Below are 25,197 nucleotides of genomic sequence, written 5' to 3' on the forward strand. Positions count from 1 at the left end.
AGAAGCGACAGCTTCTCTTTTTTATAAACAACTTATTAGGCTTCCATTCTAACTTTCAATTACGCTAACGATATCTTCATAGAACTCTTTACCTGATAAATGTCGTTTCAAATTATCATGCTGTAATGCTCTGTGAAGAACTGTGAGATTACGGCAGTATAGCTCAACTTAACCAACCAATTCTGATTTACTGAGTGCATATCCTACATAAGGAATCCACCATGCAAAACCAGGAAAAGTTGAATCAGGCCATTGCTGACTTTGAGCACTGGCGATAAACCGAAAACCGAGCCAGTAAACACGTCAATATCCCTGATGAACTTCGTCAGCAAACGGTTAAGCTACTTGAAAATTATCGAGTCGGTCAGAACACTCAAATATTCCTTGCCATTAAACCGGCTGATTTCTGTTTTGCATTGATGTATTTGCCGCCCTGTGCCGTAATCAATTAAAAAAGGAACCACGTAACGGAACCCTGTTTGTGTTTACCAACCACCAGCCAGAACCTGTATTTCGACAGCAGCAAACCTTACAGTCGGTTATTACGTCGATTTCTCGATTTGAAAGTGAACGAGTCAACACTATGGGATCTGATTTCTGTGAGCGGAAAGTTGGCCGACAACAATCTATTCATCTTAAAACAGCTTCAAGATTTCTTGAACATTGCCAGTGCTTCGACAGCTGTCAAAACCAATGCATTACTCACCAAGAACCCTGAAATGGCAGATCAGTTGTTCAACATGCTCAAGCCTGCGCTTACGGGCGTACTCAGTGCTATGCCAATTGGTGAAAGCGATCCTGAGAATGACCCTATGTATAGCAAAGCTATTTATTTCTACGGATGCGCGTGGGTTTGTCGCTCCATCATCGAAGAAGGTATGTCTAATGGTACGGCACCAGACTGGACTGCTCTGGAGCGCTTAAAAACACTTCCGTTACTCAACATGAAAGACAGCTGGTGGACTCAAGCAGGCGTTGTGCAAAAGCTACAGTTAGACAATGCTAAAGAGCCGAAATACAGAATGCAAAAAGGTTCAGAGAAACTGATGGGCCGACGTCTGTGCAAAGTCTGTGGTATCTACCCGTGTGATGAAATTTAGCCTTTGGAATAAACGCTAAGGAGAGAGATTATGGAACTGAATTTACAAGCCTATCGCTGCCCGTCTGCAATGACTCAAGCTCGACTTGCTATAACTATGGCTCATTCAAGTAATGAATCCCTATGGCTTCACTCCATTGAACCTATGCTAGAGCATCATATTAAGGCTTACCTTGCTTCGGAATACCCTAACGCCACTCTCGCTGTGTTTATGGCCAAAGAGATAACAGAAGCGATGCAAAACGAATGGTTGTCTGATGACAGTTTGTTTGATGAAGATGACTTGGATGGGGCGACAGTTCAGTGCTTGTACTGCATTTCATTCAATGAAAACGTGGACAACCTGGCTATACCCATCCAATAAAAAAGGTGCATCTAAACTGAAGAGTCTAAATGCACCAATAACGACACAAGGACGTTCTTATATCGAGGTCATAGTCTTACCAACGCACGACCATTTGCGCTGTGGCGGTATCCCCAGAATCATCATAACCAACAACCGTCACTAACTCTGATTCGCCCGGTTGTCTTAACTCTGAAATCCGTTTACCGATATTGCGACGCTCGTTATCACCAACTGTCCAATCGTATTTGACCATTTTACCATCTAAGTCTTTACATTTTGCTTCGATACGGGCGGTCTTCGAGTACATACGGTAATCGATAGAGCACGTCGGTGGTTGGTTTGGCACCACTTCAATTGGAATGATCGCTTCCGCTTCTTGACCGTAGTTAGTGAGAATTTTCAATTTCAATTCATGGTCACCCGTTAATAGGTTCTCAATATTTGCTGATGACTTCTCTAACTCAGGTTGTAACTCACCATCGACATACCATTGATAGTCTGCCACTCGGTCTGATGGGTGACCACCTCGAATTGTCGGACGGACATTAACATCAAGTGGCGAACGTTGATAACTGTTACTATACCGTGCAGTTAAATCCACAGTGATCGGCTCAGGTTCCAATACCTCCACATATTCAGTAAAGGTGTCGTAGTTACCGCGATCATCTTCTACCGTAACCGAAATTGGGTATATACCCGGTTGTTTTGCGGTAAATCGCGCTCGATGTCCGTAATCTTTCGTCAACTCCAGTCGGCCTTGTCCGTTCCACTCATACAAATAGTACTCGCGTAAATTCGCACCAATTGGACGTCGTAACCAGATCTCAATCACTGAAGGTGCAACGAGCACACGCTGTTTATACGCCACGTCGAATTGTGGGAACTGATACTCCCATACACGAACCTTATGATCGAATTCCGCATACGTTAACGCCTTGGCATCTTTAACCCACGCACGCAGTGTGAATGTATGAAAGTCAGCTCGGTCCAAATCATCATTCGTTGGAGTAAAGTCCACAACATTCGAATCAACAATGGTTCCGTCTGGTCTTACCCATTCAATTTCAAGTTCGGAGTCCATATTGGAATACGGTGTATCGACATCTCCAACCAAAGTTAACGTATCGGTGGTTTCAACATCAGTATCCCCTTTCACTCTTACTCGAACAGGTTTCGCTCGCTGAGAACGTACTGAGCGGTATTCTGTTGCCCAGCTGTGTTCATCGGTTTCATAACCAAGATACGCCGCTTTTGCGATAATCTTGTTGCTGCCTTCACCTGTTGCAGTGTATTCGAGTGTACTACCGCCTTCAGTGAACGTGACTCCACCATCAATAGACCATTTAATAAGCATATTACCGGCATCCGCCTCTTCACCTTGATCAAGAAGCGTGTACGTTCTTGTCATACCGGTGATCAGGTTTGCTGCCCCAACTAGTTCAGTTTTTGGCACTCGGTACGCCATGATTTGTACGACGTCCGTTTCTGCTATCTCCCCTGTGAAGCGATTTGGAACATGACCTTTCACCAACCAAATACCTTCTACTGAGGTACTGAAAGAAAAGCGCTTACCAGGTTCTCCATATAGATTCCACGTACTGCCATTGTCTTCCGATATGTACCATGACACTTCACCAGAGGCGTCTTTGTCATCACGGGTAAGATGTTGATATTGAATAGCGGCATTCATCGGTACAGAACCCGTTATACGCAGTGTACGCAGTTCACCTTCGATTGCCGTTCCTTTCATGATTTTCAAGGTCCCGCGTTGAGAGCGAACCATTGAAACATAATTTTCATTTGGCGATTTTAGTTTCGCTTGTGCATAGAATCGAAGGTCACCGATGTCATCTGATGAGAAGTTTACATCAAAGTCATTCACACCTGATTCGTTCATATCTTGCCAATCCGTCAGGCCATGTAGGTTCTTCTCTTTGTCCATGACAGCAATTCGAACAGACCAATCACCAAGCTCTTCAGATTTGTATACGACATCTCGGTAAAAACTACTATACAGCCCAAATTTCGATTTAACCTTGAATGTGTCAACGGTGGACGTTTCACGAGAAGTTTGCTCAACCTTGAGCCTTGCTCGTGTAGAAGGAACCGCATAAGTCTTCACCGCACTCTCAACTACTTGTTCTGGTAAACGGGCGTAATGAACTTGAACGGCATAATCATCCATCTGCCACAAATCTCGGTGGTTTGCACTGTTTCTGTCTGTGATTACCTTCGTGATAGTGTGCTCGGTGTATCGGTTGGACTGTTTGATGTATTGGCTTTCTAAGGTTTCACCATTTTTAAGGAGCGTAATGTAAATAGGCGACGCCGCTGATTTAACTCGATATCTCCCGATTCTAGATTGCCCCATCTCAACCGCATATATGCCATCTTCAAACATACCGTCGTCGTCGAAGATGATCTCTGGAGTATCTGGGGTATCTGGGGTATGAACGATTAGGCTTGTATCGTCGACTTTGATTAAGTTTTTTCGGCCTTCAGAGTCATGGATATAAATCTCTGCTTCCACTGTCGCAGGACCCGTATTTTCAAATACACCAATCAGCTCAGGGCTCGCAGTATCCCATGCTTCTTCCAAACCTTGAGGGATGACTGTCCAGTTCACGGAACAAGTCATTTGAGTCGGGTTTTTGATCCCTTGTACCGCCTCATGCTCTGACTTGAACATTCTACAAGCTCGACCTTTCGTTTGTGCGAATGTGATGTCTTGGTTCTGCACAAGTGCCACTTTGCGGTCACTGATGTTGTCGTATTCGAAGTCTAAAGGTAAGAATGAAATGGAATACTCTCTTTGAACTACGTTGTTGTTCCCGTCCTTACCACGCACAATGACTTTATGAACTGTATTAGACTCCCATGGGGTTTCCATTTTGATCGCACGAGCCATCTTGAATTCACCAATATGCTCAACGGGTACGCCATCAAGCAAAATATCAGTGATTTCATTCTCAATACTGGTTTCATCTTGCACGGTGAAAATCATATGCTCCATGAAGTTGATTTCATCACCAGTACTAAACAGCGTGTCATTGTTGTACAGACGAATCTCAGGAGGTAAACGGTCTAACTGCATTGCAGTCACTTCCTTGTCACCTCTGTTTGCAAATCTATCTAAGGCTTTTATGTTGCCTTGATAAAATCCATCTACCACTGAACTGAGCGGAATTCGATAGACAAACTTGTTGCCAATCTGTTGAGGGATACCAAAGCTGTCTACTGTCTTCTCGGTATAGGTAACGTGTTCATTTCTGAATAAATCGCCTATATCCCTACCCTCTAGCGTAACAAAATCGGATACACCGACATGATCTGTATGCTCTTCAAAGCTCAAACTAACCTTGGATGGTAACCACCACTTATTTGCTGTATCGGTACTGTGCGGCGAACTGAGAACGACTACAGCTTCATTGTTTTGGACAACCACCGTTTCTCCACCAACATCAATCGAAATATCATTGCTAGTGGTATCTCCGACAGCTTTGACAGCATACTGCTCAATAACGGGCGGTCTGTAATCCCACGCGTATTGGATCTGACTGTTCGGGGCTGATACGACATCGTATTTATCCGAGACTTTTAATGCTGTGGTAAGTTGCCCTGTCAGTGAATCGTCACCAGATAGATGAAAGGCAGAAATGGCGACCACGCATGAATCTTGGCCTTCAGGCACCTCACACGATTCACCAAACTGAGTTAAGGCCACCACCTGATCAAATGGACGAGGCTCGACCTCAACAGTAATTTTGCGAAGTTTTTCATTCTTATCGTGTGTAATGAAGCTCAAGCCTTGATATTGAGCTGAAGTAGTGTCCGTGGTGACATTTACAATCACAGGCGGAACGGGTTCAAGGATAGTGTAGGCCACGCTGTCTTCAATCAATGTGATGCGTTCTTTCTCAATACCATTGAAGTAAGAAATGCGATATGAACGGTAATGCTCTCCTGCAGCTGCGGTAGGTCGACCATCGAGCGCTAATCCATTCGCATTCCAGCTCGGGTCGGTATCACCTGTCCATTCGAAGAAACACTTTAGATTGCTACTGTCAGACGTATACGCTTCTTCTCGCACTGTTTCTAATCTACAACCAGATGCTGCGGCTTCTTTAGCTAAGGCTGAATACTCTTTCACGCCACGATAGATTTCATCAGGGTAAGTAAACTCTACTTTTGGCGGCACACTCGTTATGGAACCGATGATGTACACTGATTTCGCAACAGCAGCAGTCCCTATAACTGTTAGTGAACAACTAATAAGAATTTTGATTAACTTGTTCATAGTGCTCTTCAACTCCAAACGCAATTTCATTGGGATAGGTTAAATAAGGTCGAGAGCAATTTTTGAAATTAACAAGCCTATTTTTGAAGATTAAAGTTTTTCTCGCGGCATTCATTGTAAAGGAGGGATTTGGATTGTTACCCCTTCACGACTATGAAGGGGCTGAATGAGAATGAAGACTTATGGTAAAAATATATGGATTAATAAACCTGGCGCGACCGCGATACCGAACGTGAATAAGGACAAGTATAAGTCCGTGGCTACATATGCGCCGATGTCTTTCTTTTTATCAGAAGAAGATTGTGCATTTTTAGACAGGTGTTTAGATATTTCCGTTCCAAACTTTTCAGACAATGGATGACGTCGATTTGACTGATAAATCTCAAAGACAAATTTATCAAAATGCTTGAGTTCTTGTAGACGACATTTGATAAACGGGGAGACAAGACAGTAGCATACCGCCACCAGTAAAAAGCAAATTATTGTGAGTGACATGCTATTCAATGGGTTTGTCAAAAAGACAATTATCCCCAATTGAAGAGAGATGTATCCAACAAGAAAATTTAGCGTCTTCATTCCAATACCTCCACCACAGGACTATTCACAAAGGGATCTGGCATGGAAAGCAACAACCGCCCCCCAGTTGCATTGAGCAATTCAATATTCAGCGGTTCACTTTCATCATTTGTCGCCCTGACTCCATATGTCATGGTATGGCTTTGGTCTTTAAAGGAAGTTTGATACGCAAAAAAGCAGGTGGCATTTGACGCCTCAGACTTACAAACTTTTGTTACCAAATTCACTGACTGCACCCCACCATGAGCGACAGCAAAATCAGGCCACTGAATCGCCTTTGAATCTAGTGTTGAGTTGTCCATTGCATACAGGTTTAAAATATACTCGCGTGATGATTTTTCCATCATCGTGTAATCACTGAATCGATTCGCTCTCGTTGTCCACATCATCACGGTAACAATAGTGATTAAGGCCACAAGTCCACACACCAGAAGCCATGTCACCTTCACGTTGTTGCCTGATTTTTCATTACATTGGTTAGTACTCAACATCCATAACCTCACTCATTCTAATTGCTACTTGAGACATTGGAGCCTTGGAGTCCGTTGTTTGCCTCTAGCACGAACGAGTAGTCTTCGATGGACTTAGACCACTTATGTAAGTCCGAACAATCAAGACTCTTCAAAGCATAATTTTGCAATGAGTGAGCAAGTGGGTGTTGGACTGCAATGGAGATCGCCACAAATTGAAGCCCAGTAAGCTCCACAGACGTTTCTACGACTGAATCATAAGGAATGTTACATTGGGCGGAAGCATAGCGTGACAAATAGGCGATGGTGTCCCCACACTCCGTTCCACACGCTTCTTTGTAACGACTGATTATGTCGTCACTGGTGTTAGCCATAGCTGAACTCATGAAGACCAAAGTGCTTAAAACCATAGTTAGAATTTTCATTGCATAGTGACCATTGTTGGGGTGTGATTTTCATTGTAAGGAGCGGTAGAAATAAGTTTTTCAAACAAGGAAGGTAATTTGGACTTTAAATTGACAAGCAGGTTTTGGAGCCTGCTTGCCTATTTGGGAGATCATTTGCATAACTTATTTTCTTTCAAAGAAAGGACATTGTTATGCGGCGTTTTCGACTTGTTCTTCGTCTTCATTTTCCAAGTCATCCATGTCAGTCGCAAATGACTCGACCCGACGCGTCTCTAAAATTTTATCGATGGCTTGGTCTTGGGTGTACCCCCGTTCCATCAGAGCCGCTAATTCCATTTTGTCTTTCGGGTCCGTGGAGTACATCAGCAGCATTGCAGGAGGCGCGTAAAAACGCACAACCTCTTTGATGTCATCACCAATTTGGAAGAATATTTCTGAGTACCTATTTTTACGGGTCCTAATCGATTTGAGAATTTCGAATTCTTGGTCTGACAATGCCACCAGCTTGTCATTTTTAACTTGATTAATCGTGTCTGATTTCTGATACAGGAAGCAACGATATACACAGTTGGCGGCTATGGCTTTACCTACAGATGAACCATACAAGTCACTCAACAATTGGGTGATAATCCAAGCACTAGCATCCACCTTCCTAAAACGCCTAAAGGCACTCTCAAGGAACGATGATACTGGGTTAGCACCTGTGGACCCTTGCTTTTCTTGAAGGAACTCCCAACACTCATCCACAATGAAGGCTTTCGAACGACGCTGAGAACCGGCTTGAGCATCACCCAAGAAGAAATGTTGGTAACACAGGTTGATGATCTGCATTAAGGCAATTACCTGCAATTCCGGTTGCGACTTCAGCTCTTCTAATTCACAGACAATGAATGGGTTGTCCAGCGTTGGGGGCGGCTTATTGACCGTAAACATATCGCCAAACATTTCGCCTTCACGGAATGGTTTTAACTGTTCACCAATGTCATTCAGCTCTTTACGAGAGCTCGCAGAACACATATCAGCGAAGATCGTGACACTTGAGTCGCGACCATGCTTATCCCACATCAATTTCAAAATGGTCGTCATACCACGCTTCTGCAACGTCGTGAGCGTACCATTGGGCTCTGCCATCACCGACAGCATTTCCAAAATCATACCAGCCTGCCCTTCCTTACCACTGAACTCAACAATGGACGGGAAAGGGTTGAGTGAGAACTTCATATCTTGACCGAAACTGATAAATTGACCATTCAACGCTTCACACAAACGGTAGTAGCTTCGACCCACATCGATAATCATTGCCATACCACCATCGCGCTTGGCTTCAGCAATATGTTGAGCGGTCTTCATCAGCTTATCGATTTCTGACTTGGGTAAATTCATCATGTTCCATAGATGCTGGCTTGGCATCTTGCCTGACCCCAATATGCACGTCACAATGTATTGGACGAGAACCGACTTGCCCGAGCCCGACTCCGCGACAACGATACCGTTCATTGAGCCATCGGTTTCAAAAGGATTGAACCCAAACATCGACATGTCTCTGGTTACAAAGGGGATCACAGGTTTACTTGGTGAGTTGCCAGATGAACTGGAAATTATCGGGCTCATGAACGCGCAGACATCAGACGGTACTAAGTTATAGCGGTCTAATCTTTTGCGAGTCACAGGGTCTGGTGCGAAAGGTAATGAATGCAGGAACATAGGTGGAGTCATGTACTTGTCTTCTTCCAATTCGAATCCTGCAGGGGTTGAAGCTACTTTCTTGAAGCGTGCAATCTCCGTCTCTAAATGCTCCTCATCATCACCAAAAATCATAAACTGAAGATACGCATTCACCATCTTCGACTTCTTTTGCTCAATTTTGGTAAAAGCTTCATCAAAGTCAGCTCGCTGCCAACGAACAGTATCATTCCAATTTACTAATTTGTTGTTTGCCTGCATTGTCATGTATTTACGGCGACGCTTAATCTTACCCTCTTCTTTTTTAGAGTTAGGGTAATGGACATTCAATACAATCATGAAGTTCGACCATGCTGTAGAATGCCCATATCGCCAATCACTAAAGACATTCAGCATGTCACCAAAGCCCAGTGTTTTTGGGTATTCTTTGGGAGTAAGCATCGATATAGGCCGCTCATCAATGATGACCTTCGAATCGGTAAACTCGATTTTACCGCCCTGCTCCTGAACTTGATCTCGGGGCATGTAGGCTTCGTTTTTATTAACGTCTCCTTTGCGCCAAGTTGACGAGTCCTTTCTGTTCATGAGCCTTTGCATGAAGTGTAGCCAGCCCCACTGATCCATCGGGGTACAGAACAAGCCGACCTTGTTCAATGACTCTTCTGTATCAGTACGTAGATTATTGAAGTGTTTAAGTTCCTTTTTGGTAGGCACGCCAAAGTTGCCTTTGATTGGAACCTTCACTACGAAGTAACAATCAAACATGCGAGCTCGACAGTCGCTATCACCAAACCCTGATTGTGATGATTGCTGGAAGTGGTTAATCAGCCCCTTTGAAATCGAATTCAGTCTGTCGTTTGCCTCACCTGTTTGTCGACCTCCGTGGTACATAGAAAAGCTATTGGTGAAAGGGCTTAAATTATCATTCGCCCAAAACAAGACCTGAATAAACGTGTCTTCCGGCCAATCGGCCTTATAGATTTGTTCTAATAGCTCCTGTAACTCATCGTTAACGGCTGGCACCGTTTCAATCTTGTACATTAAGCCAATGTAACTGTCTTCGAGCTCGAAATATTTGTGCTTTCGGTTGTAGTCCAAGACAGGGAGAAGATCGCCAAATTTGGAGTTTTCGAATTGCTTAAAAAATCGTGAAATCGCACCCATGATATATGCCCCCTTATTGACGCAGTTGATCGATTAGCGAGTTCGCATTACTTCTCGCATTCTCTCTTAACTCAGAGTCGCTGATAGCCGGTCTTGCATTGCGTGACTCGACGCCAATCTGACCATCATCATTCACATCGTAGTTTTGCTCTTGGCTTTCCTTTCTGACATGGAAGTTGACGTATTGAGAATCATTGGTCTTAGCGCTTCTATCGACGACCCAAGTTCGCTGTGTTGCTTCGATGAATCCATAACCAGGGATCTGTAAGGTTTCTTTGTCTGTATATGGACGCACCAATGTACGAACAATATCGGCAGGCTTTCGCATGGCTAGGGGTTCTGGAGCCGGAAGAAGTAAATGCTGATATGCCGCTTCGGGTGAAGCTAACGCTGGAGCTTGAGAAAAGTTTGCGTGTTGTTGGGTTTCATTCACTGATGCTGAGTCAGCCTCAATGTCCGTTCCGTATTTTTCTTTGTATTGTTTCCCTGTGATGGTTTCGCCATCTTCGTCTGTGACCATGACACGTTCGTCACCTGTCGCCTTCGCATAGTCTTCAGCATTGTTATAGACATTGGTTAGCTCATAAACTTCTCGGACGGACGCACACGCTACACCACTTTTCGCGCCTGGACACACGCCCTCTTCTTCGCCTACGACAGAACAACCGGCTAAAGTAAGCAGCGCAAATGAGATAAATATGGATTGTTTAATCATAGGTCGATTCCTTCTACGATAATGGACGTGAGTTGAGCCTTACTCGTTGGCAGCCCGATAATGGAAGATGTTTTGTTGTTGAAAAATGCAGGAAGCCCAACACGGCCCGGACTCATTATCTGTAGAGACGCGTAAGTTGAATTCACTTTGGTAATGGCTTCTTTACACTGGCTATTTGGTGGGCGGGGGTATTTAGCTTCAGACCAAGTGCCTTCATATAAGGCGTGCAGCGCTTTGTCCGGATCATCGGAACATTGGGCTAACAACGTATTTTCATACTCCTTATCATCGAAGACAGGCACGATTGCTATGCGGAATCTTTTATCAGGGTGCTGCTTCTCAAGGATCTCTACGAAGTCACCGCAATGCTTACAACCCGTTGGTGCAATAAAGAGGGTCCCACCAAAAACTTTGGCTAATGGGTTTAAGTTAAACCCCGCAAAATCTTCTTCTGGGTTGATTTTCATTTTCTTCAAGTCGACATGGGATGCCGCGTAAAGCTCTTGTGGGGAGTTTACGAATTTGGTGTGAACGGTTGAGAATAATGAACCGCCCTTGATAAGAAATTTTCCATCACCGGTGGCCAGTAACATTTCACCGGTATCCAGCTCCATCATAATTAGCTTGTCGGTTTCAATTTCATAACTTGAAACCACATTGATGTCGGCATTGAGGAAATCTTGCGTTGGGGGTTCAGCTGCGACTTGAAGGCTGGCAAGCAACCCTAAGCCCAACATACCTTGAATTTTGTTTGACCATTTCATAGCAACACTCCTAGTTAGTACCAAGAGTTTGCCAAACTTAGATCTGCATAATTTAAATTAGTGAGCCTTATTTCACGGCTTAATTGAATTTTATTGGTGACAGAGGTGAAGTGTTACATCAGAAAAGGTATTTAAATTAACGATAATCAGGGGATGAGGTTCACTTTCCCACAACTAACTATCGCAAGGTATAGTGTTGTTTAACTCCGCCTTTAGAGCTTGTATTAAAGCAAGAACAAATCGCTAATATTCATCGCACAAAATAACGTTAGATGGTATTTCAATGTCACAACCATCTTTATCTTCAATACTTATGCCGCCGAGGTGGAAATTGATTCCGAGGTAAAACCGCTCTAAACATGCTCGACCTCCTGCGTTAGTTCCTTGACCAGCAACTTCGACGTCCACATATCGATATTCGTTGTTAAATTCATCAAACACTTTTTGCCTAGATATCAAGCAACCCGTTTCATAGGCCATTATCTGACCTCGAATGCCATTTCTATACTTGGGCTTAACGTAGACCATTTCCAAAACGACTCTAATCGAATAGTACCCATCATCGTTATGTTCAAACTTACTTAAGCTGCAAAACCCGATCAATTCTTTTGGGTTTCTAGGGTCGACAAAGAAAATGAGCTCATAGAGATTCGGGTCAAGAAAACAACGTACATTAATCCCATTCTCGCTTTCCGGTATCGACTCTCTTACACTATCAAGAGTGAATAGTTGGTTTTGAATTGGTATTGAAACCATCCAGTTATGTTCTACAATCTCAGTTTGATTAATTTGTGTATTGAAAATATCCCCGAAACTGTAAGTAGATCCGCACATTGTTTCAAATTGAATTTTCAATTGATGGAATAAATCAGAGTACTTCAATTTATCCATTTGCTCTAAAGTAGAATCATCCAGATCAGAATAATTTTTGTATTTAATTAGCATAATGGTGCTCTCCGTAAATTGCTCATGCCTGACTGTCATTTATTGAGCGTGATGTCAGTTTCAGAAATTAATTCGTTTAGGTTTCTGATCCCTTTCCTGTCAGTCTTTCTAAGGTATCGGTTAGCAGACCAAGCGATAATTGTTGGTCGACCAAAATGCATTTCGACGTTCCTGACTGATTGTTGCCATTCTTTAAGTCCCCCATACCCCGTAATTGCAAGTCAGCCTCTGCCAAACTGAACCCATCAGAGTGATTGACCAACAAATCCAGTCGGTCTATGGATGGCGTTTTGAGTTGGGTAGTAGGCAGTAGGTCACAATGCCCGATACCTCCTTCCCGCGCTACGCGACCTCGGATCTGGTGCAGCGTAACCACACCAAGATTTTCAGGGTTCAGCACAACGACATAGTTCAGTTTTGGTATTGTGATCCCAACCTCAATCAATGTGGTCGCAATCAATATTTTCCCCTCACCCGACTTCATTGCATTTATGGCAGTCTCATTGTCTTGTTTAGACAACCCACCATGGGACAATTTAACGATGTCACCATACATCGCTTTCCAGTCATCAAAGAGTTGTTCAGCACTGGCTCTGTGTGAAACAGCTTGAGCTTTGGATTCACCTTTCATGGTGCTAATGATTAACACCTTGTCACCACGATTGATGCGTTCTTCAACTCGACAGATAACCTCATCGATTTGGGTATGCTCGTAACGGGTAGTGATCACTTCTCTAGGTGTGTGGTACTTGGTTAATTTGAAGTACGGCAGCATGCCAAAACTCATCATCGCTTGCGTTCTAGGAATGCACGTCGCACTCGACAACAACAGATGTGTCCGGCCATGAGTTATTAATGTGGATTCTTTTTGTTCAAGCCCCATTTTTTGCTCTTCGTCGATCCACAGTAGGTCGATAGGCATATTGTTGTGATGATGGAGCAAAGCCGTCGTACCAATCACGACACGGGTGTCTTCTGTCATCTCGTTGATGCATCGATAGCCTTTACCTACGAAGTTGTCATGCTCACTCTCAGACAATAAAAACTCGATGCCAATATCTGGCCAGCAGTTGTCGATCTCTTTATAGATTTGGGCTCCTAATATTAGGTTGGGAACCATAATGACGACACAACCACCAGCATCAACAACATGACGTGTCAGTATCGCGCCAATGACGGTTTTCCCCGTCCCCACATCCCCGAATAAGACACTTCGTGGGGCTCTGTTGTTAATCGCGGCTTTGATACCGCTCACGGCATCCAATTGTTCATCCGTCAGTTGAAACGGGACGACATCATTGAAATAGGTATCGTCTTTGTCGAGCTGAAATGGGTGAGTTAAATTTGGTTCGCCTTCCACTTCTGAGAACAACAAAGTAGCTGCTATTCTTTGTAGTATAGCGTTGCATTGTTCACTTTCTTCCAATGAATTTGGGAAATGCACAAATCTCAAAACCTCTTCTAAACACAGCGAGTGCGCTTCTAACAACCGTCTAATTTTCCCGTTGCTTAGATTTAATTTCGCTAATTCTTCTCGTATCTTTCTTGCCGTCAATGGGATCAGTTCATCAATATGCTGCTCCAAAAACTCAGCATACTTCAACCCTTTGAGTTGCTTACTTTTGACTTTATAGACCGGAGTGATTTTACCAATGAATTTTTCATTCAATGGCTGCGGGTGGTTGATAAACAGCGCGGTTCCGACTTGTTTCACTTTGCACAAGTAATAACCTCGATCATTAAGTCGACTTGCCAATTGTTGGCCGTATTCACTGTCTAATTTGGCAAAATGAGAAAAACGTTGAGCGACGTTTCGGGAGTCAACAATGCTGCCATTAATGACAGTCGTTCGATTGTATGATTCAGAAATAGAAGTCACTGTCCCTTGAATAACCACACAGTCACTGTCCGTAAGATAGGAAAAGTCAGACACCACTTGTCTCGTGTCCAGATACGCTTCAGGTAACCGCAACAACACTTGCCAAACAGGAACTTTAAATGTGTCTTTGATGTACTTTATATCCAGCATTCTCGCGTTTCATTCTGATTCAATAATGCAGTAGTTATACACGTCTGAGCACTATCATTTAGTTACGATGGCTCTCAGTAATATGAAGTTGATTTAGAACGTCTTTACGAACGCTTACTGCTTTAGAGTCAGCTCATAAACCTTCTCGACCGGTTCTTCGATGTACCTACGTGTAACAGTTAACTCAACACCGCTGGTGGTTTTGGTTATTCTAAAGTTTTGGTTTGGAGACTGAGCCAAAACAGAGCCGTCATCATTAACAATCACGTCAACGGGTAATCGTTTCCCAAACGCCTCAATGTAGTCAGCTCCGACGTTGAATTCTGCAGCGCCGTCTGACGATACAGAGCTCCACTGGCCAACATAGGCATGAGAATCATCGAAGAAAACAGAAGAGAACTTTAGAACCAGAACACCAGACAGTACGAGTACACCACATAGGGTCAGTGTCTTTCGATTTATACATATCGACATAATGAATTCCTATAAACATGAGAACCCCATATTACTTGTGGTAGAAGTCGATTTTGCTAAATAGCGAGGGGAATTTGAGCTGCTATTTGATATTTGGGGAGTCGAAGTTAGCTCTAATCCTGATACCAATACTCCGAGCAGTTCAATGATGGTCGTTTCAGAATGTAATCCCAAGTTTTCATTGTTCTGATTAGATAATTGGTCTTGATGTTGACTGTCTTTGAGTTATAGCAACCGACGGCTTCCCAAACATTACCCTTAGCGTAGGTAAGGCATCCTTTGAATATATCTGCACTGATACGGATATTGAGAACAGGGTCAGTGGCAACATCTACCCAAGACTTATTAGGGTAGTTTCGTAAGATGTATTTGGAATGGATTGTATTCACCTGAGCGGGACCCAAGTCATAGGAATCGTTAGTATTTTTTACTTTACTGCCGATTTTGCCCCCCTCGCCAACCACAAGTAAGTTAAGAAAGTCTCTCGGGACATACTTCTCTCCTGCGACTTCAGCAACAATGCTGCATCTACTCGCGTTTGATAAAGCAACAGTATCTAATTTTGTGTCATGGATATCTGGCAAGAAAAACACGGAGATTCTCCTTTTCGTGGCCAATGATTGAAAGTCAGTATTGACTAAGTATGTTCCTGTGGTGATACACCTTTTCTCTTCATCTTTAATCTTCACTCGTTGAGCGGAAGTTTTTGATGAGGGAAGTACCCGACAACGTTCTGTCCCTCACTAGTCATTTGAAACAACTAGCTTCAAGCTAGGCTTAGTTAAACCAGGTTTTGCTTTAGGAACTACCCCCCGATTATGTCTCCGTGACGATTTTTGATTACATGACCAGTGAATGCGAACTGGTCTAAAGCATCTCTCAGTTGAGGATCGTCCGTTCCGATAGTCGCGAGGTACAATTCAGGCTCGTAACCGTTGGCTTTCAATAGCTTTAATGCTTTTTCCTTATTACTTTTTTCCTTAGCGTTTCGCAAATAAGCAATCGTCTTTTGGAGTACCAATGTCGCTATCACAACTGAAATGATTAAAAGAAGGTTTGTCATTATTATCTCCTTGTTACGCTGCTACTGGTTTAAGTTCTACGATTTCGTAGTCAGGAAATCACACATTCCTGCAACTGTTCCATAGCAAGCGACTGAATTCGCAGGGAGCTTTAGCGTCGTTTCACTGTTTGAATTATCAGCGAGTGCAACCGAAGCGACCGTCATCAAACTCAACAATACAACCATCTTTTTCATTAACTACCCCGGCAACTCTAAGAGGATTTAGACTCTGACTGTCAGTTATACACGTCTAATCACTTGGGTTTACGAATTAGCGAAGCCATTTAAGCTTCTTATTTGACAATGGCACTCGATCCCAATCACATGATGAGGGATCGTCTTCAAATGAGGTAAACAGATAAAATCGTCCCACTAATTACATTTCTACGTCAGTGTCTATGCCATATTTCTCGTACTGGTTGTCTTGATGAATGGAACTGGAAACGTTATGGAAATGAATACAAAGTGTGTCCCTGTCAGAACCGCTGCGTGCTTAATTGTCGCCTTCGCGTGTTTGGCCGTGTATATGCTCACACCCAGCCGCACCGATTACTTAGATGCACGAGTAAACTTGTTATTTTCTCAATGCAGCTCAAGTCTTTTGGAAGATGAGTTCAAAATGGAACCATGTGAAGAGCTCTATCGAACCTACGCCAACATCTCGCGCAGTACCGCTTATCACTACATATCGGATAACGTGATGTTTAAACTTCATGGCGAGATTTCGAAGCTGGGCTACTCGTTGGACATCAACCAGGTCACCGATGGATTTATGCAAAAACTTCCGTCAGGCAAATACCACACGACACGACGCAATAACATCATCGACGCATTGATTAGCTCTCCAACAGAGTCCGTCGATTTTGATTATGAGGGAGGCATCGACGCCTCGCTTTAGTAATTTGGGAAACCCAAAAATCCAATCGTTTGATTGTTGCGATTGAACCCACTCCGTTGTTAACTTTTTGGGTTTCCCTACCACCTCCCCCACTCAATTCTCTAAATTCACTCTCAAAAGTTGTATCAACTATGTCCTAGTATCCGATGGGCATTACCATGTTAAAGTTTAATTTATACCACCCAGTGATTAACCTCATCCTCTCCCACGATGGCGTTATTGACGAACTCGACCTAGAAACTAACGTTGTCAGTGATACAGCGACACGGGTTCTCATCGATACCTGCTTCCAATTGCACGAAGATAAACAATCAATCGATTTAAACACGATTAAAGCGCGTGTATACGCTGAGTATGGGCAAGAGGGAGTCGACGCGATTACTACAGTTGCCATGGAGTCACTAGCGCAACCAGCAAACATAAATGCTCTTTCTGACTATGTTTCGCAAATCAACGACACTAACAACAAACGAACACTTCAGGTGGAGCTTCAAAAGCTATTAACACAATGTTCGTCAAACAAGACGACCGATGAAATCATAGGTTCGATGCATTCTGTTGTTGAGTCTTATGACGAAGTGGAAAAGGACAATGAGCAAGGCCCAATTTCATTGAAAGATGCCTTTGCTGCAACGCTGGACAACATGGAGCGCAGAAGCAAAGGGGAATTTAATGCATTTAAGTCGGGCTTTGCATGCTTTGAAGCACTTGGTGGATTCCGACCTGCAGATTTCATCATCCTTGCAGGCCGTCCATCTCATGGCAAAACCACCTTACTCCTGAACGTTATCAAAAACTCAAGTTATCAAAACGATGCACCATTCTTATTTTTCTCCCTTGAAATGAGCTCTGAATCGATTGGAGAGAATTTGCTATCTAACTTGGCAAGCGTACCACTGAGTAATATTCGAAACGCCAGCATGAGTGATACTCAATGGGCTGATTGTTCATCTGCGCTAGGTAGATCCGGTGATTACAATATTGAGATGGATGACGGTTCAATGACCGTCGAGGAGTTGTGTCGTCGCGCACGTCGCTTTTATCGGCAGCATAATGGAAAGATTTCTGGTATTGGTGTGGACTACATTCAGTTGCTAACCAGTGAAAAATACAAAACTGATAATAGAAACTTAGAAGTCTCAGAAATATCACGACAGCTCAAAGCGTTGGGGAAAGAGTTACAAGTACCTGTTATAGCACTATCCCAATTGTCTCGCGATATCGAGAAGCGTGCTGATAAACGCCCAGTGAATTCCGACTTACGAGAGTCAGGTTCGCTAGAGCAAGATGCGGATATCATCTGCTTTATTTATCGACCGGAAATGTATGATCCTCAAAATGAACCTGGTGTCGCTCATTTGATTATTAGCAAAGCTCGTAAATCAGCTATAGGCTCTGCAAAAACAACCTTCATTGGAAAATACGCTCAAATTAAAGATTCCTTCAATTACACGCAAAGCGCACCACCAGCTGCGTCACCTATTGCTGATCAATACCAAAGGACCGACAACAAAAAGCAGAATACCGAAACTAACGATACTCTGCCAAACAACAGTCCCAATGGGAGTGGAATTGAGTTCATCAACTAAGCAAGCGCACGTTCCCATGACTTAGAAAGTGACTTATGTGCGCCTAGCTTTTGTAAGGCGCTTGTCTTAACTTGGGTATATCGAGACGAGGAGAAACCGAGAGATTCAACCAAGTCGTTTCGATTCAATGTACCGGCTACTAATCCCATCTCATTCATGATCACAATTTTCTCGTTCGCATTGAGGGTCTTTAACTGGGCAATCAAGTGCTGTCTCAACTTAAGATGCGTCAAATCCGACACCACATTGTCGCTACATCCACTAGTTACCCCATATCGATTGTCGTTCGAACCTTGCTCAAAGTCATACAATGGTTTGGGTAAGTACGATGATGCACTGGAATCTGGGGTCAGCTTGTTGTTGGTTTTCTCGGAATTAATTTCAATTGCTTTTGAATACGCGCCTGAGATGTCCCGGTCTGATACTTTCACCATCAGTGTATGGTGGAGCTCTTTTCTTGATACAACGGTCTTAACGCGAGCGCTCGCGTAAGTATCAAAGCTCGCTATACCCGTATGCTTATAGCAGCGTGCAGCACGAATCGTTTCCAAGGCAGCCTCTTGTACACGATCTGAAAGATAGTCGATATCATAGTTATGGCGGCGTAGTAACTTGCGGAAACTGTTTAATGACTTCAGCGTTACGTTCTGGATAGCAGTATTCAAATCTTTGAGCTGAGTCGGCTCAGGGCAACCTCGTTCCACCATTTCGTAAACCACGAACGCTGTCACTTGTAATTCGTTAAGAACAAAGTCGTCAGTTGCCTGTGACTGAAGTAGCTCTGCTGGAGTGTGTCTGTTAGAGACAACGTGGCCAACATAATTGGCGCAAGTTGCATCATTGGCAATTTCTGAAAGCTTCTGCCTCCAATTCGGTGTTGTTTGAGTAATTTCTTTGAACACCTTCCTTGTTGTAGTGGCCAATGTTTCAAGCACTTCTGATTGCGATTCTTTTACAGAATTAAAGCTTTCTGTAATGAGGGAATTCATTCTACTGATCGGGTCCATAGTTACGCTCCATACATTTTTTCATAACTGGGGTGGGTAAACTCATTATGGTTTTCCCCGATCATCGCGTCAATTTTCTCCCCCCGTTTCAATCTATCTCGAAAAAAAGTTCTCTTAATTGAAAACATAACGTTGTTCATCGAGCACTATGTTACGACCACTCAAATCGAGGAATCTAATGATGGCACCTTTGTTCAAGAAGACAGCGACGACTTTATTTACAATTTTGGCAATTGGTTCTGCAGCTACCGCATCAGCTTCTGAAGTTGAAATGTCACAACAACAATTCAACTCGATGCTTATGAAAGCGTTCCAATCAAACCCTGAACTCTTAATCGCAGGAGTGGAATCCGTGAGGACATACCAAACAATGAAGCATAAACAAATGTTTTCAAAATCTTTGTATTATGATGAAGATACGCCAGTTCTTAATGAAGCTGGAGAGATCACTATCGTAGAGTTTTTTGACTACGCATGTGGGGTATGTAAGAGAGGTGCAACAGAGTTGGCTCCCCTAATAGGTAAAGACAAACGCATTCGATTCGTGTATAAAGATGTGTCGATTTTAGGCCCTAATTCGGCTGAATTAGCGAAGATAGCCATTGCTGTAAATCAGATCTCTCCCAATGCGTATCCAGCATTCCACAAAGAGCTTCTTTCAATGCAGCAGTCCATCCCACAGAAGGCATACGAGCTTGCTGAACTGATGGGGCTAGACAGTACGCTTATCAAAAAGACTGCGAATTCGTCACAAGTAAGTGCTATTTTAAATAAAAATAATAAACTTTTTAGAGATCTGAAACTTACTGGAACTCCAACTTTTTATATTGGTGAAAAAAAGTTTGGGGGCCTAATCAGTCGTCAACAGATGATCGAAGAAGTGAACCTTCAGTATAGCCAACTGGTAAACCAAACTAATAGGCAGGCAGTTAGTAAATAGGAAGCATCGTATATTGGTGTGGAGGTATTTACTCGTATGGCCCTGCAAAGTCACTCCAAGGAGGGAGTGGAGCAGACTAACTACAAGTAGTAAGGCATAACTACGAAATCACCACACATACTCCCCCCGTTCTACGGGGGTTTTTTTTAGCTGTAGTACCACAACGTAATCACTATATTGCTACAAGCGTGTCATCATTGTGCCACAACCTTTCCTACGGCTGCTTCACCAAGTTCAAAGTTACGCCAACCACTTTGGATATAAACTATACAAAACCGCCTAGCATAATTATAATTAATTCAGTTCTCAAAACCTTCTAAGTTCTCTACCACTATCCGGTAGTTCCCTTATTAGTCGGGTGATATGTCCCGTTGATCATACCAGTCCTCGACTGAATTTATTGAAAATGTATTTTTCACTGATCCCTCACCGCGTGTAGCAAACGTCACACAGCACACCTAAGCAGATTGTCACAGTCTTCTTTGGCGTGCTGTGTGGTGACAGTTACGTGTGGTGAAAAGTCGGATAACCTGGGGATAGGCTTCGACTTAACAATAATAAAAGTTGCCCTGCATTGGAGCAGGGCCTTTTTTTACCCACAAAAGACTCTTTACCCTTGGCATTTTTGCTTTCCACGCTTGAACAACACTTTGATTTTCATTTTCCTTCATAGAATTGGTCATTGATGTATACAAAAGAAATCAACATGAGATAAGAAAAAGGTTTTCTACCATGACAAAAGTAACTTTGTACTTACTTCCGCGAGGGAACACTCATCACACTGGCCCCGACTTCTATAAATTCATCGATTCAACTTACAAAAAGGAATTGGAACTGCCTTCTGAGCTGATCCAAAAAGGGGTAATTCTATCGTTCGGTGATGGCGAAGATTCGTATCATGTGTGTATCCAAGGGAAGCCCTACTGGTTAGAGGCGCATGCGAATGCGTTCGAACACTTCGGTGGCGTACCACAACTCTTAGTTCCCGATAACCTACGCAGCGCAGTCACCAAAGCCAATCGTTATGAGCCGAGACTGAACGACAGCTATCAAAAGCTGGCTAATCACTATCAAACAGCCGTGATGCCTGCTCGCCCCTACAAACCGAAAGACAAAGCCAAGGCAGAGAATGCCGTGCTCCTAGTAGAACGCTGGATCATGATGCGGTTGCGACACCAAGCCTTCCACACTTTTAAAGAGTTGAATCTCGCCATCCGTGAACTCATGAATGAGTTAAATCAGCGTGAGATGAAACAGTATGGCGCCAGCCGCCAAGCGCTGTTCGATAAACTCGACAAACCTGCATTAAAGCCACTGCCTAGGCAGCGTTACCTGTATACCGAAACTAAACGAGCCAAAGTTGGCCCTGACTATCACATCGAATATCGCCGTCATTACTACTCGGTTCCCCATCAACTTGTTGGTCACCATGTCGAGTTGGAAGCCTCTAATCGCCTGGTGCAGATCTACCATCAAGGTAACTTGGTGGCCCAGCATCCACGTAGCCAAAGAGAGCGAGGAAACAGCACCCAACCAGAGCACATGCCAAGCAACCATCAACATCAGAAGTGGTCGCCAGGGCGCTTGCTTAGCTGGGGAGCCAATATCGGCCCAGCCACACGAGAAGTCGTCAATAAGATGATGAACTCCAAGCCTCATCCAGAGCAGTCTTATCGTTCCTGCCTTGGCTTGCTCAGCCTCAGTAAAACCTATGGCGAATCGCGCCTAGAGCAAGCCTGTAAAGATGCACTGATGCTAACAAAACCCAATTACACCTTCGTCAACAATCTACTCAAGAACAATCGTGAAGGGCAACTGAGTAAAGATAAAGCGAATACGCCGAACCTTGTTCACAGCAATGTTCGTGGCCCGAACTGTTATCACTAGGAGAAAGGATATGAACGTACTCAATGACCAACTTAAAACCCTGCGCTTGAGCCATGCGGCGAAAGCGTTAGAGCATCAACAAGAGCAACTGACCACCTACGCAGAGCTGGACTTCGAGGAGCGGTTAAGCTTGCTTCTGGAGAGTGAAATCTTGAACCGTAATCAGAGCAAAATCCAACGCTTGAAGAGACAAGCAAATCTGAGAGTGGATGCCCAGCCGAGCCAACTCATCTACAAAGAGGGACGAAACCTCAATCGTAAAACAGATGAGCGAACTTCTGACGGGCAGTTATCTGCATAAGCATCAGAATATCTTGATCACAGGCCCAACAGGTGCTGGCAAAACCTATCTTGGTTGCGCTCTGGCAACCAGTGCCTGCGACCAACAGCAAACCGTCAGGTACTACCGATTAACTCGCTTGCTTGATGATCTGACCGCAGGTCGTCTGGATGGTAGCTATCAAAAACAACTTCAGTCGCTGGCTAAGAAAGGCTTACTACTCCTCGACGACTGGGGGATGGAAAAACTGACTCATGAGCATGCTGGTCACTTGTTAGAAGTGCTTGAAGACCGTTACCAAAACAGCAGCACAATCGTCATCAGCCAGTTACCAGTAAAAGAGTGGTACAACATGATAGGCAACGCCACTGTCGCTGACGCTCTAATGGATCGTCTAGTTCACAATAGTCATCGAATAGAACTGGGAGGAGAATCAATGAGAAAACTGGCGCAATCCGAACACTTAGAGTAAAAATAGGGAAAGAGAAAAAGTGCTGGTTCAGGTGTTCGGAATAAACCGAAACAAGCGTTCGCAATCACCGAAATACGCAGGGGAGCAGACGCATTCGAAATGAGTTGGCTAAAAAAGGCCACAACGTTAATCGTAAACGTGTCGTTCGGCTAATGCGAGACATGGGCATTGGGGCTATTTACCCCAAGCCTCGAACGACCCTAGCGAACAAAGCACACAAGGTTTATCCCTACCTTTTGCGTGATATCGAAGTCACTTACCCAAACCAAGCTTGGGCGATTGACATCACGTATATCCCGATGGCTAAGGGATTCCTGTATTTAGTCGCCATTATCGACTGGTATAGCCGAAAGGTGCTGTCATGGCGGCTATCCAACACGATGGACACGAGCTTTTGTATCGAAGCCCTTGAAGACGCGCTTAAACATTATGGACCGCCAGATATCTTCAACTCAGATCAAGGCAGTCAGTTTACCAGCACCGAATTCACACAGAAGCTAATCGACCATGGAGTCAGGATAAGTATGGATGGGAAAGGACGCTGGGTCGACAATGTTTTCATCGAGCGATTATGGAGAAGCCTGAAATATGAGGAGGTTTACTTAAAAGCTTACACCACGCCCCGAGAAGCAGAGCTTGAAATCGGCCACTACATGGTGTTTTATAATGAGGAGCGTAACCATCAGGGACTCAATGACCTCACCCCTGATGAAGCCTACTTTGGTAGGCAGAGATACGCTGCATGAGTTGGATCAACCACTTAAGATATTAGCTTATGTGTCCAACCATTGGGGTCCACTTCTAGGCTCCCCCCACTTCTACTAGGGTGTATTTTCTAAGTTATACCAAAAACGGCGACAACAGCTTGTCAGTTAGTTTCATTGTTAACCTATAGTAACTGCCCATCTAAGTAGATTTTCAGCTCTTGTTTGACACTATACGTCGCTCCTGATTTCAAACCATCTGAGTGCACTTTTATTTGTTCCACTAGATGGGGGGCCAGCGACTTTTCAAATAACTTATGGAGGCCATTCAAAGATTGGCGCACAAAGTCTTTTGTCATTTTCGGAGTAACCTGAGTTGGTGATTGCCTCCATTCCCCTTCATCCTCTAACCCCATACTTTTATAAAGTCTAACATCCGCTTTGATAGTGTTGAGTATTTCTAAATAGCGTTGCGTATGGGTCACATCATCTTCAAAAAAGCGATCTAGCGTCTCTTTTCGATCTGAGTGAGTTAAGAAGAACAAGTAAATCGCCAAGGCTTTGCCTGTCAATTTTATGGAGATACCAGCAACCTCAAGCTCTTTACTCAAGGTGTTAATATTGACAATGACGTCTTTACCAGCCGCACTGTTCATTGCAGAGACTGTTTTGGAGAATGAATGTTCGTTCATTTGAGTAAACATTGCTTCATCAACCTGACGACGCATACGTACAAAAGGAATCTCAGCGAGGGTTACGTTTGCATTTTTGGTATTGACCACTTTTTTCTTATCTCGGCCAACGATATGCTTATCATATGGCGTTGGATAATAAAACTCACTCGTAAATTCATAATCATCATCTACAAATACATGACTCAAAACATCTTGTTCTCGACCATAGAGTGACATTGCATATCCCATATAAAACGCCATCGTTTTTCGGCCACCCGCTATAGATGCATGAATCATCAGATCATCATTTTGAGTTAGTTGTGCAATTTTACTAGTGATAAAGTCTGCCATGATTGTTTGATCTGCTTCACCTTTTGCATCACTTAATACATTGCCTTGCTCATCTTCAATCAGCCAAATATTGTTCTCGTCAAATTTAATCTCTGGTAGGTGGTAATCTTCTATCAATTTTTGCCAGTGGCCTTTAACAAAAAAACCATCAATTAGAGTTTGTTTCGAGTTTTCTGTTGTGATAACAAAGATCTCTTCTGGCATCGGGTTTCCCTGCTTATACAGTGCATAAACAGTCTCTGTTAGAACTTGTGGGCTTGCGCCGGTTACAGCTACCAATACATTTTTCATTACGATTACCAAATAACAGGTGCCACCATGGCACAATTTATAATATTACAGTCATGTAGGACATTAGGTTAA

The 25,197-nt window shown here is 43.6% G+C and carries 19 protein-coding genes and 3 pseudogenes; 8 read left to right on the plus strand and 14 right to left on the minus strand.

Features of this window, described 5'->3' with window-relative positions; all coding sequences use genetic code 11:
- Positions 1 to 479 precede the first annotated feature (479 nt).
- Together AB6D80_RS19320 and AB6D80_RS19325 are read left to right on the plus strand one after the other, a co-directional pair.
- Positions 480 to 1,100 (plus strand): hypothetical protein, encoded by a 621-nt coding sequence (locus AB6D80_RS19320; RefSeq protein WP_081230278.1) that lies wholly within the window; start codon positions 480 to 482, stop codon positions 1,098 to 1,100.
- Positions 1,101 to 1,130: 30 nt separating this feature from the next.
- The gene (locus AB6D80_RS19325) at positions 1,131 to 1,463 is read left to right on the plus strand and encodes a hypothetical protein (protein WP_081230277.1); all 333 of its coding nucleotides are present in this window, start codon (positions 1,131 to 1,133) and stop codon (positions 1,461 to 1,463) included.
- A 76-nt stretch (positions 1,464 to 1,539) separates the two neighbouring features.
- Here the strand turns inward: AB6D80_RS19325 and AB6D80_RS19330 are convergent, their stop codons facing one another.
- From AB6D80_RS19330 to AB6D80_RS19385, 12 genes are all read right to left on the minus strand, one after another.
- Positions 1,540 to 5,742 (minus strand): hypothetical protein, encoded by a 4,203-nt coding sequence (locus AB6D80_RS19330; RefSeq protein WP_372189327.1) that lies wholly within the window; start codon positions 5,740 to 5,742, stop codon positions 1,540 to 1,542.
- 572 nt (positions 5,743 to 6,314) lie between these two features.
- Positions 6,315 to 6,809: a hypothetical protein gene (locus AB6D80_RS19335; protein ID WP_081230274.1), complete on the minus strand. Its 495-nt coding sequence runs from the start codon at positions 6,807 to 6,809 to the stop codon at positions 6,315 to 6,317.
- A gap of 17 nt (positions 6,810 to 6,826) precedes the next feature.
- Positions 6,827 to 7,213 (minus strand): hypothetical protein, encoded by a 387-nt coding sequence (locus AB6D80_RS19340; RefSeq protein ID WP_133152233.1) that lies wholly within the window; start codon positions 7,211 to 7,213, stop codon positions 6,827 to 6,829.
- 171 nt (positions 7,214 to 7,384) lie between these two features.
- Positions 7,385 to 10,042, minus strand: a complete 2,658-nt coding sequence (locus tag AB6D80_RS19345; RefSeq protein WP_081230272.1) for a TraC family protein — start codon at positions 10,040 to 10,042, stop codon at positions 7,385 to 7,387.
- Positions 10,043 to 10,055: 13 nt separating this feature from the next.
- On the minus strand, positions 10,056 to 10,757 hold the full coding sequence (locus AB6D80_RS19350) for a TraV family lipoprotein (RefSeq protein WP_081230271.1): 702 nt from the start codon (positions 10,755 to 10,757) through the stop codon (positions 10,056 to 10,058).
- Positions 10,754 to 11,521: a hypothetical protein gene (locus AB6D80_RS19355; RefSeq protein WP_081230270.1), complete on the minus strand. Its 768-nt coding sequence runs from the start codon at positions 11,519 to 11,521 to the stop codon at positions 10,754 to 10,756. Before AB6D80_RS19355 ends, AB6D80_RS19350 begins: the two co-directional genes overlap by 4 nt.
- A gap of 243 nt (positions 11,522 to 11,764) precedes the next feature.
- Positions 11,765 to 12,466: a hypothetical protein gene (locus tag AB6D80_RS19360; RefSeq protein WP_102561029.1), complete on the minus strand. Its 702-nt coding sequence runs from the start codon at positions 12,464 to 12,466 to the stop codon at positions 11,765 to 11,767.
- A gap of 76 nt (positions 12,467 to 12,542) precedes the next feature.
- Positions 12,543 to 14,495, minus strand: a complete 1,953-nt coding sequence (locus tag AB6D80_RS19365; protein ID WP_081230268.1) for a helicase-related protein — start codon at positions 14,493 to 14,495, stop codon at positions 12,543 to 12,545.
- A 114-nt stretch (positions 14,496 to 14,609) separates the two neighbouring features.
- Positions 14,610 to 14,969 (minus strand): hypothetical protein, encoded by a 360-nt coding sequence (locus AB6D80_RS19370; protein ID WP_081230267.1) that lies wholly within the window; start codon positions 14,967 to 14,969, stop codon positions 14,610 to 14,612.
- Between the two features lie 113 nt (positions 14,970 to 15,082).
- Positions 15,083 to 15,562: a lytic transglycosylase domain-containing protein gene (locus AB6D80_RS19375; RefSeq protein WP_081230266.1), complete on the minus strand. Its 480-nt coding sequence runs from the start codon at positions 15,560 to 15,562 to the stop codon at positions 15,083 to 15,085.
- 212 nt (positions 15,563 to 15,774) lie between these two features.
- Positions 15,775 to 16,032 carry a hypothetical protein gene (locus AB6D80_RS19380; protein WP_372189330.1) on the minus strand — a complete coding sequence of 86 codons (258 nt, stop codon included), beginning with the start codon at positions 16,030 to 16,032 and terminating at the stop codon, positions 15,775 to 15,777.
- A gap of 36 nt (positions 16,033 to 16,068) precedes the next feature.
- The gene (locus AB6D80_RS19385; RefSeq protein WP_154723766.1) at positions 16,069 to 16,227 is read right to left on the minus strand and encodes a hypothetical protein; all 159 of its coding nucleotides are present in this window, start codon (positions 16,225 to 16,227) and stop codon (positions 16,069 to 16,071) included.
- A gap of 253 nt (positions 16,228 to 16,480) precedes the next feature.
- Here AB6D80_RS19385 and AB6D80_RS19390 point away from each other — a divergent pair, with 253 nt between their 5' ends.
- Both AB6D80_RS19390 and AB6D80_RS19395 read left to right on the plus strand, forming a co-directional pair.
- Positions 16,481 to 16,930 (plus strand): hypothetical protein, encoded by a 450-nt coding sequence (locus AB6D80_RS19390; protein ID WP_081230264.1) that lies wholly within the window; start codon positions 16,481 to 16,483, stop codon positions 16,928 to 16,930.
- A gap of 158 nt (positions 16,931 to 17,088) precedes the next feature.
- Entirely contained in the window at positions 17,089 to 18,519 is a 1,431-nt protein-coding gene (locus tag AB6D80_RS19395) for a replicative DNA helicase (protein WP_372189332.1), read from the plus strand.
- On the opposite strand, the gene AB6D80_RS19400 is transcribed toward AB6D80_RS19395, so the two are convergent.
- The gene (locus AB6D80_RS19400; protein ID WP_372128019.1) at positions 18,516 to 19,526 is read right to left on the minus strand and encodes a hypothetical protein; all 1,011 of its coding nucleotides are present in this window, start codon (positions 19,524 to 19,526) and stop codon (positions 18,516 to 18,518) included. The two genes, AB6D80_RS19395 and AB6D80_RS19400, sit on opposite strands and share 4 nt — an antisense overlap.
- Before the next feature lie 178 nt (positions 19,527 to 19,704).
- Between AB6D80_RS19400 and AB6D80_RS19405 the strand changes: the two genes are divergently transcribed.
- From AB6D80_RS19405 to AB6D80_RS19420, 4 genes and pseudogenes are all read left to right on the plus strand, one after another.
- On the plus strand, positions 19,705 to 20,466 hold the full coding sequence (locus tag AB6D80_RS19405; protein WP_157938864.1) for a DsbA family protein: 762 nt from the start codon (positions 19,705 to 19,707) through the stop codon (positions 20,464 to 20,466).
- Between the two features lie 909 nt (positions 20,467 to 21,375).
- Positions 21,376 to 22,353, plus strand: a pseudogene (gene istA / locus AB6D80_RS19410) (IS21 family transposase); the annotation flags it as partial.
- Positions 22,354 to 22,363: 10 nt separating this feature from the next.
- Positions 22,364 to 23,105: pseudogene (istB, locus tag AB6D80_RS19415) on the plus strand (IS21-like element ISVch3 family helper ATPase IstB).
- A gap of 80 nt (positions 23,106 to 23,185) precedes the next feature.
- Positions 23,186 to 23,851: pseudogene (locus AB6D80_RS19420) on the plus strand (IS3 family transposase); the annotation flags it as partial.
- A 143-nt stretch (positions 23,852 to 23,994) separates the two neighbouring features.
- Here the strand turns inward: AB6D80_RS19420 and csm6 are convergent.
- On the minus strand, positions 23,995 to 25,125 hold the full coding sequence (gene csm6, locus AB6D80_RS19425; RefSeq protein WP_143692531.1) for a CRISPR-associated ring nuclease Csm6: 1,131 nt from the start codon (positions 25,123 to 25,125) through the stop codon (positions 23,995 to 23,997).
- Positions 25,126 to 25,197: the final 72 nt, after the last annotated feature.

The sequence above is a fragment of the Vibrio sp. 10N.247.310.17 genome (assembly GCF_041466605.1).
Taxonomy (GTDB): Bacteria; Pseudomonadota; Gammaproteobacteria; order Enterobacterales; family Vibrionaceae; genus Vibrio; species Vibrio tasmaniensis_A.

Bases quoted from the DNA above. Each gene is read 5' to 3' on its own strand.
- AB6D80_RS19325 (WP_081230277.1), top strand. From the start codon at position 1,131: ATGGAACTGAATTTACAAGCCTATCGCTGCCCGTCTGCAATGACTCAA.
- AB6D80_RS19330 (WP_372189327.1), bottom strand. From the start codon at position 5,742: ATGAACAAGTTAATCAAAATTCTTATTAGTTGTTCACTAACAGTTATA.
- AB6D80_RS19335 (WP_081230274.1), bottom strand. From the start codon at position 6,809: ATGTTGAGTACTAACCAATGTAATGAAAAATCAGGCAACAACGTGAAG.
- AB6D80_RS19340 (WP_133152233.1), bottom strand. From the start codon at position 7,213: ATGAAAATTCTAACTATGGTTTTAAGCACTTTGGTCTTCATGAGTTCA.
- AB6D80_RS19345 (WP_081230272.1), bottom strand. From the start codon at position 10,042: ATGGGTGCGATTTCACGATTTTTTAAGCAATTCGAAAACTCCAAATTT.
- AB6D80_RS19350 (WP_081230271.1), bottom strand. From the start codon at position 10,757: ATGATTAAACAATCCATATTTATCTCATTTGCGCTGCTTACTTTAGCC.
- AB6D80_RS19355 (WP_081230270.1), bottom strand. From the start codon at position 11,521: ATGAAATGGTCAAACAAAATTCAAGGTATGTTGGGCTTAGGGTTGCTT.
- AB6D80_RS19360 (WP_102561029.1), bottom strand. From the start codon at position 12,466: ATGCTAATTAAATACAAAAATTATTCTGATCTGGATGATTCTACTTTA.
- AB6D80_RS19365 (WP_081230268.1), bottom strand. From the start codon at position 14,495: ATGCTGGATATAAAGTACATCAAAGACACATTTAAAGTTCCTGTTTGG.
- AB6D80_RS19370 (WP_081230267.1), bottom strand. From the start codon at position 14,969: ATGTCGATATGTATAAATCGAAAGACACTGACCCTATGTGGTGTACTC.
- AB6D80_RS19380 (WP_372189330.1), bottom strand. From the start codon at position 16,032: ATGACAAACCTTCTTTTAATCATTTCAGTTGTGATAGCGACATTGGTA.
- AB6D80_RS19385 (WP_154723766.1), bottom strand. From the start codon at position 16,227: ATGAAAAAGATGGTTGTATTGTTGAGTTTGATGACGGTCGCTTCGGTT.
- AB6D80_RS19390 (WP_081230264.1), top strand. From the start codon at position 16,481: ATGGAAATGAATACAAAGTGTGTCCCTGTCAGAACCGCTGCGTGCTTA.
- AB6D80_RS19395 (WP_372189332.1), top strand. From the start codon at position 17,089: ATGTTAAAGTTTAATTTATACCACCCAGTGATTAACCTCATCCTCTCC.
- AB6D80_RS19400 (WP_372128019.1), bottom strand. From the start codon at position 19,526: ATGGACCCGATCAGTAGAATGAATTCCCTCATTACAGAAAGCTTTAAT.
- AB6D80_RS19405 (WP_157938864.1), top strand. From the start codon at position 19,705: ATGATGGCACCTTTGTTCAAGAAGACAGCGACGACTTTATTTACAATT.
- csm6 (WP_143692531.1), bottom strand. From the start codon at position 25,125: ATGAAAAATGTATTGGTAGCTGTAACCGGCGCAAGCCCACAAGTTCTA.